The 1655-nt window shown below is 68.1% G+C and carries 1 protein-coding gene and 2 pseudogenes; all 3 read right to left on the bottom strand.

All coding sequences use genetic code 11. The features are described 5' to 3' along the window. Nucleotides 1-260: pseudogene (locus BACI9J_RS22645) on the bottom strand (sugar ABC transporter substrate-binding protein); the annotation flags it as partial. A 97-nt stretch (nucleotides 261-357) separates the two neighbouring features. Continuing rightward, nucleotides 358-1329 (bottom strand): carbohydrate ABC transporter permease, encoded by a 972-nt coding sequence (locus tag BACI9J_RS22640; protein WP_159736643.1) that lies wholly within the window; start codon nucleotides 1327-1329, stop codon nucleotides 358-360. After that, nucleotides 1326-1655: pseudogene (locus tag BACI9J_RS22635) on the bottom strand (ABC transporter permease subunit); the annotation flags it as partial. The gene BACI9J_RS22640 and the pseudogene BACI9J_RS22635, both read right to left, overlap by 4 nt.

Genomic DNA, 1655 nt, shown 5'->3' with positions numbered 1-1655 from the left:
GTGTACTGGTCGGCGCCGGTGCCGGCGTTGACGAGCTTGACCTTCACCTTCGGGTACTGCTTCTCGAACGCGGCGACCTGGGCCTTCGCCGACGGGGTCCACGACCAGTAGGTCAGGGTGCCACCGTCCTTCAGGGCCTTGTCGATGTCGTCGGCCGAACCGCCGGAGCCGGAGCTGCCGGAGGCGCACGCGGCGAGGGCGATCGCGGCGGTGACGCCGATGGCGAGGGCGCTGAGCCCGCGCCGGAGACGCTTGTTCATGGGAGTGCCTTTCACTTCTTCGTGGAGGGGGTGGTGCTGCTGTGTGCCGGACCGGGCGGCGCGTGGCGGGGTCGCCGTGCGCCTGGTGTCCGAGGGGTCAGGCCTTGACCGACCCGGCTGCGAGGCCGGACTGCCAGAAGCGCTGGAGGAAGAGGAACGCGACCACGATCAGGATGATCGTGAGGAGCGATCCCGTGACGACGAGGTTGTAGATCGGCTGCGCGCCGGACCCGGTGGCCTGCGCGTTCCACTGGTTCAGGCCGACCGTCAGTGGGTACCACTTCGGGTCGCTCAGCATGATGAGCGGCAGGAAGTAGTTGTTCCAGGTCGCGACGACGGCGAACAGCAGGACCGTGACGACACCGGGAGCGAGCAGGCGGAGCGCGATGGTGAAGAAGATCCGGAACTCGCCGGCACCGTCCATGCGGGCGGCCTCGAGCAGTTCGGCGGGGATCGCGTCGACCGCGTAGGTCCAGATCAGGTACATGCCGAACGGGCTGATCAGCGAGGGCAGGATGATCGACCACGGGGTGTTCGTCAGGCCGACCTGCGAGAAGAGCAGGAAGGTCGGGACGGCCAGTGCCGTGCCGGGGACCGCGATGGCGCCGAGGACGACGGCGAAGACCGCACGGCGCCCCGGGAACTGGAACTTCGCCATGCCGTAGCCCGCCACCGTGGCGAGCAGGGTGGCCCCGCCGGCGCCGACGACCACGTAGAGCAGCGTGTTGCCGAACCACTGCAGGAAGATGCCGTCGTTGTACGTCACCGTGTCGACGATGTTCTGCCAGAGGTTGAAGTCCCCGCCGAACCACAGACCGAAGGTGGAGAGCAGCGACGACTGCGTCTTCGTGCTGTTCACGAGCAGGTAGAACAGCGGCGCGAACGAGTACACGACGAAGACGACCATGACCGCGGTCAGCAGGCCGGACCGCTTCGGCTTGCGTCCGCCTTCCGCGGTGCGGAGCTGCCGGGAGGCGCGGATCGAGCGGGTGCGCGGCGCACGTTGCGTCGTGGTCGCCTCGGTCACCGTGGCCGCTGCGGGCCCGGCGGGGTGCTGGATGGTGCTCATCGGTTCTCCTCGCGGGTGCCGCGGACCTGGACGACGTAGGCGATCACCGCGGTGATCACGCCCATCACGATCGCGACCGTGGCGGAGTAGTTGAACTGCTGGCCGCTGAAGGACAGCGAGTAGGCGTACATGTTCGGGGTGAAGGCGCTGCCGATGACGTTCGGGGCGAGCGTCTTGAGCAGGTTCGGCTCGTTGAAGAGCTGGAAGCTGCCGATGATCGAGAAGATCGTGGCGATGACCATCGGGCCGCGGAGCGCCGGGAGCTTGATCGAGAGGACCGTGCGCATCGGGCCGGCGCCGTCGAGCTCCGCCGCCTCGTACAGCTC

This window comes from Arthrobacter sp. 9V (assembly GCF_902506065.1).
GTDB lineage: Bacteria > Actinomycetota > Actinomycetes > Actinomycetales > Micrococcaceae > Arthrobacter.
Note: the sequence above shows the minus strand (reverse complement) of the source record. Positions and strands in the feature narration are given on the sequence as shown.